Annotated in this window: 6 protein-coding genes; 4 read left to right on the top strand and 2 right to left on the bottom strand. The window is 64.9% G+C overall.

Translation table 11 applies throughout. From position 1 onward, the window contains the following. The 4 genes from H3O04_RS31865 to H3O04_RS31850 all read left to right on the top strand — a co-directional run. The coding region (locus tag H3O04_RS31865; RefSeq protein ID WP_202589209.1) for a M23 family metallopeptidase at positions 1-416 on the top strand (416 nt) is incomplete at its 5' end. A 368-nt stretch (positions 417-784) separates the two neighbouring features. Next, positions 785-1858, top strand: coding sequence for a catalase family peroxidase (locus tag H3O04_RS31860; protein WP_202589208.1), 1074 nt, complete (start codon positions 785-787; stop codon positions 1856-1858). Then, positions 1855-2421: a cytochrome b gene (locus tag H3O04_RS31855; RefSeq protein WP_202589207.1), complete on the top strand. Its 567-nt coding sequence runs from the start codon at positions 1855-1857 to the stop codon at positions 2419-2421. The genes H3O04_RS31860 and H3O04_RS31855 overlap by 4 nt, the downstream gene beginning before the upstream one ends. 540 nt (positions 2422-2961) lie before the next feature. Next, positions 2962-6243 carry an autotransporter outer membrane beta-barrel domain-containing protein gene (locus H3O04_RS31850; protein WP_202589206.1) on the top strand — a complete coding sequence of 1094 codons (3282 nt, stop codon included), beginning with the start codon at positions 2962-2964 and terminating at the stop codon, positions 6241-6243. 157 nt (positions 6244-6400) lie between these two features. Here the strand turns inward: H3O04_RS31850 and H3O04_RS31845 are convergent, their stop codons facing one another. Together H3O04_RS31845 and H3O04_RS31840 are read right to left on the bottom strand one after the other, a co-directional pair. Beyond that, on the bottom strand, positions 6401-7135 hold the full coding sequence (locus tag H3O04_RS31845; RefSeq protein ID WP_011548596.1) for a fucose-binding lectin II: 735 nt from the start codon (positions 7133-7135) through the stop codon (positions 6401-6403). Positions 7136-7298: 163 nt separating this feature from the next. Then, on the bottom strand, positions 7299-8126 hold the full coding sequence (locus H3O04_RS31840; protein ID WP_202589205.1) for a fucose-binding lectin II: 828 nt from the start codon (positions 8124-8126) through the stop codon (positions 7299-7301). Positions 8127-8161: the final 35 nt, after the last annotated feature.

Below are 8161 nucleotides of genomic sequence, written 5' to 3'. Positions count from 1 at the left end.
GCCGCGCCGTTCATGCGTCGGAGCGCGGCGTCGTGACGTTCATCGGCACCGAGCCGCGCGGCTATGGCAAGTACGTGGTGATTCGTCATGACGGCGGTTACGCGTCGTACTATGCGCACCTGTCGGCGTTCGAGCCGACGTTGCGAACCGGCGCGCGCGTGATGCGCGGTCAACGCGTCGGCGCGGTCGGCAGCACGGGAACGGCGACCGGCCCGCATCTGCACTTCGAGGTGCGCCGGCATGCGCGCCTCGTCGATCCGATCGAGCTCGTGCACGCAGCCAGAGCGGCGAAACTGAAGGGTGCGCAACGCGTGGCGTTCAACCGCGTGGCGCGTGATGCGCGCATTCAGCTGGCGTCGGCCACTTGGGCGCAACCCGTGGCGATGTCGACGCGCTCCGCATCCCATGCGGGCTGACCGCTAGCAGTTGCCCGCTCCTCGATGCTGGCCGCAATGGCCGGCATCGTTGCATGGGCCAACCGACACCCGCCGTCTCGGCATGCGCGCAACGACGCTGCGCGCGCGGCCGGACTGGTCCTACACCCCGTTGACGATTTCAGCCTGGTCTGATGGTTCCGCTTTTGCCCCGTCGCTAAGATTTTCGTATGCAACGCGCGTAGCGACTGCCGAAGTCTGCCGTCGCTGCCGCGTTCGTACCTCAATCGACTAGATCGTGCGCACTCGGCGGCGCCCGTGAGCGCGGCCGCGCGCTTCATGCATAGACGACCGCGCTGGGCAAAACATGGCGCGGCACGCACGACGACACAACGGGATGAAAACCATCTATGTCAAAACTGGATTTCAGGTCGACACGCACGTGGGGGGCGCTGGCGGCGATTGCCGCCGTTGCCGGCGCACTGATGTCGACCCTTGCGTGGACGGCCGGCTGGATTGGTTCGCGCACGACCAGCGTATCGCTGGTATCGGAAACCCCGCAGCCGTTTCCGCCCGGCTTTCGCCGCGCGCACGGCAAGGGCGTCTGCTTCGTCGGCACGTTCCGTCCCGACCGCGCGGCGGTGCCGTTGTCGACCGCGCGTGTCTTCACGCAGGCGGACATCCCGGTCGTCGGACGACTCTCGATCGGCACTGGCAGCCCGTACGCGGCCGACAACTCCACGACGACGCTGAGCATGGCTCTGCTGCTGACGACCGATGACAAGCAGCAATGGCGCATGGCGATGAACAACCAGCCGTACTTCGCGACACACGAACCGGAGGGCTTTCTGGCCATGCAGCAGGCGACCGCGCCTGACCCGGCCACGGGCCAGCCAGACCCGGCGCGGGTGTCCGCGTTCCTGAAAGCGTACCCGGAGGCGGAGAAATTCATGAAATGGGCGGCGCAGGAACCGGCTCCGGGCAGTTTCGCGGGCGCGACGTTCTACAGCGTCAATGCCTTCTATCTCGTGGCCGCCGACGGCCACCGGCAGCCGGTGCGCTGGATGATGCGCCCGCATGATCCGTTCATTCCGATGAGCGATGCGCAGCGGCAGAAGGCCGACCACGACTTCCTGTTCGAAGGCGTGCGCGAGCGGCTCGCGCGCAAGCCGCTCCATTGGGATTACGTGTTGCAACTCGCGCAGCCGGGCGATCCGGTCGACGACGCGTCGCAGCCGTGGCCGGCCGATCGCAAGCAGCTCGTCGCCGGCACGCTGGAAATGACGCGTGTCGTCGAACAGGCCGAGGGCGCGTGTCGCGATATCAACTTCGATCCGTCGATCGTGCCCGCGGGCGTCGCGGTGTCGAACGATCCGATCCTGAACGCGCGCTCGGGAGCGTACGCGCATTCGTTCAATCGCCGCGAACGCGAAATCGGCTACGGCAAGGCGACCGAGGCAGTCGGCAAGCAGGAGGTCAAATGAATACGCACAAGCTGGCGAGCGGTGGCGCGCCGCACCATTTCAACGCGCTGGCGCGCGGTCTGCACTGGCTGATGGCCACGATGATCCTGGCCATGCTGTTCATCGGCGCCGGCATGATGACGTCGTTGCATCACCGGATCTGGCTGATCGACCTGCATCGGCCGCTGGGTATCGCGATCCTAGTGCTGGCGCTGCTGCGCGTCGCGAATCGGGTGCGCAGCCGGCCGCCGGCACTGCCGGCTAGTCTGCCGTATTGGCAGGTGCTCGCAGCGAAAGCGTCCCACTGGGCATTGTATGTGCTGATGCTGGCATTGCCGCTGATCGGCTGGGCCTTGTTGTCGGCGGGCGGTTTCCCGATTGTCCTGTTCAAGGGCGTCAACCTGCCTGCGATCGTACCGGCCAGTCCGACGCTCTTTGCATGGTTGCGCGATGCGCATGGCCTGTTGGCGCGACTGCTGTTCGTCGTCGTGCTGGCCCATCTGTCGGCTGCCCTGGTTCATGCGTGGATTTACCGGGACGGCGTTTTTTCCAGCATGGCACGTGGTGGACGGCAACGCGGTTAAGTAGCCCGTCGTTCGATCGTCGGCGGAGTGCGTCGCATGGCGGCTTCGACGGCGGCCGTCCAGCTATCCGGAACATCTGCTGGCGGGATCGTCGAGCGCATCGACGAACACCTCTGGCCATGTAGTCGTCCAAAAGCGGGTGGCATTGCTTCGTGCAAGGCAACATGGCCGAATTGTCCATGTTGCCTTGCACGACCCGTGCGATTGCGGTATCGCGTCATATTTTCCGATTCGCCCGAATCTCGTCGTCACGACTTTCAGGAGTCTCGCGATAACCGGAAAATTAAACCGGTTCGCTCCCGTTCGCTTTCATGATGCCGGTGCCGCAGCATTTTTCGCGACGCAACAACGCGACCATTTTTCTTATTTCCCGTTCCGCAATGAATTGCCACGTGATTTCCGATATCACGCCAATGGATCTTGCGATTATTTCAAGACAGGTGATATAACCCGTTCCACGCACCGATTTTCAGCAATAACGTCACCAATAAATGCGAGCGGAAAATGAAAAGAAAGGCGCGGAACCTGGGTTTGGGTGGAATGGCGATTCTGACCGGCGCGGTGCCGGTCAGTGCGTATGCGGCGTGCTCGGCCACCGCGCCGGGCAGCGGTACGACGGTGACGTGTACCGGCGCGAACGCGCCGTCGGTCGTGGCCACGGCCGGCAGCACCGGCGTGGCGATCAACCTCGATTCGACCGTGACGGGCAGCTACGTGCTGACGTCCGCGCCGACGCCGTTCTCGGTCGACACGTCGAGCACGATCACCAACAACGGCAGCCTGTCGATGTCCGGCAACGGCACGGGCGTCGCGAACCGCGGCGCGGTGCTGCTCGGCGTGAACAACGGCAACACGCTCACCAATGCGGCGACCGGCGTGATCGCGACGTCGGGCACCTACAACGACGGGATGGCCGCGAACGGCAACAACAATACGCTGGTCAACAACGGCACGATCACGACCACCGGCAACAACGCGTACGGGATGACGGCCGCGTGGGGGCAAAGTAATCCCGGCGCATCGGGCAACCAGATCGTCAACACGGGCACCGTGACGACATCCGGCAACAACGCGCGCGCCGCGTCGCTGCTCGGCGGCAATGGCACGATCACCAACAGCGGCACGCTGACGTCGAACGGCCGCGATGCGCCGGCCGTCTACATGCAGGGCAACAACGACACGCTGGTCAACAGCGGCACGATCCAGACCACCGGCACCGCGACGAGCGGTGGCAGCGTCGACGCCGTCGTATCGAACACGCTCGGCAGTTCGTTCACCGCGACGATCACGAACCAGGCCGGCGGCCGGATCATCAGCAACAACGGCATCGGCGTGCGCTCGACCAACGGCGCGACGACGATCACCAACGCGGGGCTGATCCAGGGCGGCGGCGGCACCGCGATCCAGGGCGGCAACGGCAACGTGACGCTGATCCTGCAGACCGGATCGCAGATCGTCGGCACGGCCAACGGCGGCGCGGGCACCAACACCGTGACGCTGCAGGGCACCGGCACCGCGTCGAATGCGTTCACGAATTTCCAGCGCCTGACGATGGCCGGCACCGACTGGACGTGGGCCGGCACCGGCACGTTCTCGACCGCGCTGGTGCAGAGCGGCACGCTGAACCTTACGGGCACGCTCGGCACGACGACGGCATCGGTCGTCGCGACCGTCAACGCGGGCGCGACGCTGCAGGCCAATGCGTCGAACCTGCCGCTGTCCGTCACCGACAACGGGCTGGTGCGCTTCCAGCAGGACAGCGCCGGCACGTACACGGGCACGATTGGCGGGTCGGGCGCGGTGGAGAAAACCGGCGCGGGCACGTTGACGCTCACGCCGTCCGCGGCGGGCGGCAATACGTATTCCGGCGGCACGACGATCACGCAAGGCACGCTGTCGGTCGCGGCGGACAACGCGCTCGGCGCTTCATCGGGAAGACTGACTTTCAACGGCGGCACGCTGCAGTTCGGCAGCGCGTTCAATCTCGCGTCGAGCCGCGCGATCTCGACCACTTCGAACAACGGCGCGATCGATACGCAGGGGTTCAACACGACGATCATGCAGGACATCACGGGTTCGGGCGGACTCACCAAGCTGGGAGACGGCACGCTGACATTGAATGGCGTACACAGCACGTATTCGGGCGGAACGAACGTGGCTGCCGGCACGCTCATTGTCGGTGATCTCGATGCGGCGGCGGGACTGCGGGGCGGTGGCCCCTTGACCATCGCGCCCGGTGCGACGCTTGGCGGGTATGGCAGTGTGACGGGTAACGTGACGAACAATGGCACGATTTCAGTCGCGAATGCGCTGCCCAGTCTGGCCAGCGGTTTGCCGGGAGACTTCCGGATATTCGGAACCCTGACGAATGCGGGAGTTGTGGAGCTCCGTGGGCGCGTTGTCGGTAACGGATTGGCCGTGTCGGGCAATTATGTCGGGCAGAATGGAGCGGTCAACATGAATACGACGCTTGCCGGCGACGGTGCGCCATCGGACACGCTGCTGATCGGCGGTGTGCCGGCAGTGGCGACGGCAAGCGGCAAGACGACACTGAACGTAACGAACGTCGGTGGTGCCGGTGCGCTGACCAAGTCCGACGGTATTCGGTTGGTTTACGCCGTGAACTTTGCGAATACGGGTAACGCGTTTACGTTGGCGGGCGGTACGGTCAGCGCTGGCGCTTACTCCTATTATCTGGTGAAAGGCGGGGTTACCGCCTTGACGGGGGAGGACTGGTATCTGCGCAGCACGGTTCCTCCGCGGCCGGATCAGCCAACGCAGCAACCGCCATTCAGTGTTGCCGACGGTACGCCGGAATCGATCGTCGAGGCTGTCAAGAACGCGGCGCCCGACGCCAAGCCGGAACCTGTTTACCGTCCCGAAGTCCCGCTGTACTCGGAAGTGCCGGCTGTCGCGCGCCAGCTTGGATTGCTGCAGATCGATACCTTCCATGATCGCCAGGGCGAACAGGGACTGCTGGCCGAAAACGGCTCGGTGCCCGTTTCGTGGTCACGTGTATGGGGCGGCTACAGCAACATCAAGCAGAATGGCGATGTGACGCCGTCCTATGACGGAACGGTATGGGGGATGCAGGTCGGGCAGGATCTCTATGCGGACAACCGACCGAGCGGACACCGTAACCACTACGGCTTCTTCCTCGGATTCTCGCGCGCGATTGGGGACGTGAACGGTTTTGCGCTCGCGCAGCGGGATCTGGGCGTGGGTTCGCTGCAGGTGAATGCGTACAACCTCGGCGGATACTGGACACACATTGGCCCGGGCGGCTGGTATACGGACGCAGTGGTGATGGGAAGCGTGCTGACCGTACGCACGCATTCGAACAACAATGTGAGTGGTTCGACGGACGGCAACGCGGTCACCGGTTCGGTCGAAGCGGGCGTGCCGATCTCGCTCGGCTATGGGCTGACGCTGGAGCCGCAGGCGCAGTTGCTGTGGCAATGGCTGTCGTTGGCCCGATTCAACGACGGCGTGTCGGACGTCACGTGGAACAACGGTAACACGTTCCTCGGCCGGATCGGCGCGCGGCTGCAATACGCGTTCGATGCGAACGGCGTGAGCTGGAAGCCGTACTTGCGCGTGAACGTGCTGCGTTCGTTCGGCAGCGATGACAGGACGACGTTCGGCGGCTCGACGACGATCGGCACGCAAGTCGGGCAGACGGCCGGGCAGATCGGCGCGGGGCTCGTCGCGCAGCTGACGAAGCGCGGCAGCGTGTATGCGACGGTCAGCTACCTGACGAACCTCGGTGGCGAGCATCAGCGCACGATCACTGGTAATGCCGGCGTCCGGTGGGCGTGGTGATTCGACGGGCGAGGATGCGCGGAGCGATCGGCCTTGGCGCGTATCGTCGCGGCCGATCGCATCATTGCGGCGCGGGCCGGGGGCTCGCAGATGACGGACGCTCGCCGGCCCATCGCCACGCCGCGCGGCGTGGCGACGCTCATCACGCGGCCGCGACTCAACCCAGCGGCCAGTTCAGGATCGCAATCCCGTCGTTGTAGTCGCCGTCGCCGCCATCTTCCGATCCGACCAGCCCGAAGTAGGTCTTCTTGAAGATGTCGACCTGACGCGAGCCGATCTTCGACGGCTTGCCGTTCGCCGTCACGACTACCCGCACCTTCCCCTTGCCGGAGTTCACGATCTGCGTGTTCAGGTTCGCGTCCTGCGTGCCGGCGCCCTGGAACGTCGCGGCGGGTTTCGGATTGTCGTCGACGAAGACCTCGATCGTCTGCGGGGCGGACGAATTGACCAGCGCGGTCACGCCGAATGCGATGTTCGGCGGCAGGTTGAAGACGCCGTCGCGTTCACCGCCGCCGGTCGGTACGGGCGCGGGCTGCACGGGTTGCGGTGTCGCTTTCGAGAAGTAATTGACCACCGCGCCGACGCCGAACTTCGCCGCGGCACCGGGCAACACGCCCGGCGCGCCGGCCCACGTCACCGTGCAGGCAACGACCTCGCCTGCCGCATCGGTTTTCACCTTGTTCTGCCAACTGCCGACGTCGAAGCTGTACGGGATCGTCGCGATATCGACGAACACGTCGTATTGCGGCAGTTTCTCGACGAGCTGCGCGGTCATGAACTGACGCATCCGGTCGAGCACGGCCTGATCGCCGTTGGCCTGCACGGCAGTGGCGTCGTTGCCCGCGAGTTGCAGCAGCGCGTACAGGTCGTCGTGTGTAAAGGGTTGTGACATGTCGTCCTCGTCTGGATGGAAGGGTTCCGCATCGCGTGACCGGCGAACGGATTTCACCGGACCACGCGCGGTGTACAGCAGTGGGACTGCAAATGACTGCTCGAACGATGCGCAATGCGTGGCTGGCCCCGTCGCCATTGCGATGTTTCGTGATAGCCGTCGATCAACCCAGCGGCCAGTTCAGGAACACGATGCCGTCGTTGTAATCGTCGTCGGCGCCGTCTTCCGAGCCGACGATCCCGAAGTACGACTTCTTGAAAATGTCGACCTGCCGCGAGCCGAGCCGCGACGGCCTGCCGTTCGCCATCACGATCACGCGCACGCGTCCGTTGCCGGAATCGAGCACTTTCGTGCCGAGGTTCTGGTCCTGGGCGCCGGCGCCCTTGAACGTCGCGGCCGGTTTCGGGTCGTCGTCGATGTAGATGTCGATCGTCTGGTCGTTCGCCGCGTTGGTGAGCGCGGTCACGCCGAACTTGATGTGCGGCGGGAGATTGAACGTGCCGTCGCGTTCGCCGCCGCCGCCGCCGCCGATGTTGCCCGATTCGCCGCCACCGGTTTCGGCGCCCGGATTGGCGCCACCTTGCGACGACGATTGCGCGGCCGTTTCCCCGATCGCGGAAAGGCTCGCGTACGAATCGATATGCATCGCGCTGCCGCGCACGCTTTTCCACTGGCCCTTCACGAACGTGACGCCGCCGCCGACGTCGATCGTCGCGACGAGCGTGAACGGCATGCGGCCGGTGCTTTCGGGCACTTTCGCCGAATAGGTGAAGCAGCCGTCCGCGACGACGCCCTGATTCGTCGCGATCGCGAAATAGATGCCGGGGAAGTTGTTGCCGGTCGCGTAAGGCGTCGGCACGTTGAGGATGACCTGCAGTTTCCCGTCGCGAATCCCGGCCTTCGCGATGTCGATGTAGAGGCCGGGAATGTCGACGTAAGCCTCCGACGTCACGACGGGCGCGCTGACGATCGAAGCCGAAAGGAGCGGCATGGAAGTCTCCGGTGATGAGGCGGTTCGGGATGGGG

Source organism: Burkholderia sp. KCJ3K979 (assembly GCF_016759955.1).
Classification (GTDB): domain Bacteria; phylum Pseudomonadota; class Gammaproteobacteria; order Burkholderiales; family Burkholderiaceae; genus Burkholderia; species Burkholderia orbicola.
The sequence above is the reverse complement of the archived record's forward strand: the minus strand, read 5'-3'. Positions and strand labels throughout refer to the sequence as shown.

Bases quoted from the DNA above. Each gene is read 5' to 3' on its own strand.
- H3O04_RS31860 (WP_202589208.1), top strand. From the start codon at position 785: ATGTCAAAACTGGATTTCAGGTCGACACGCACGTGGGGGGCGCTGGCG.
- H3O04_RS31855 (WP_202589207.1), top strand. From the start codon at position 1,855: ATGAATACGCACAAGCTGGCGAGCGGTGGCGCGCCGCACCATTTCAAC.
- H3O04_RS31850 (WP_202589206.1), top strand. From the start codon at position 2,962: ATGGCGATTCTGACCGGCGCGGTGCCGGTCAGTGCGTATGCGGCGTGC.
- H3O04_RS31845 (WP_011548596.1), bottom strand. From the start codon at position 7,135: ATGTCACAACCCTTTACACACGACGACCTGTACGCGCTGCTGCAACTC.
- H3O04_RS31840 (WP_202589205.1), bottom strand. From the start codon at position 8,126: ATGCCGCTCCTTTCGGCTTCGATCGTCAGCGCGCCCGTCGTGACGTCG.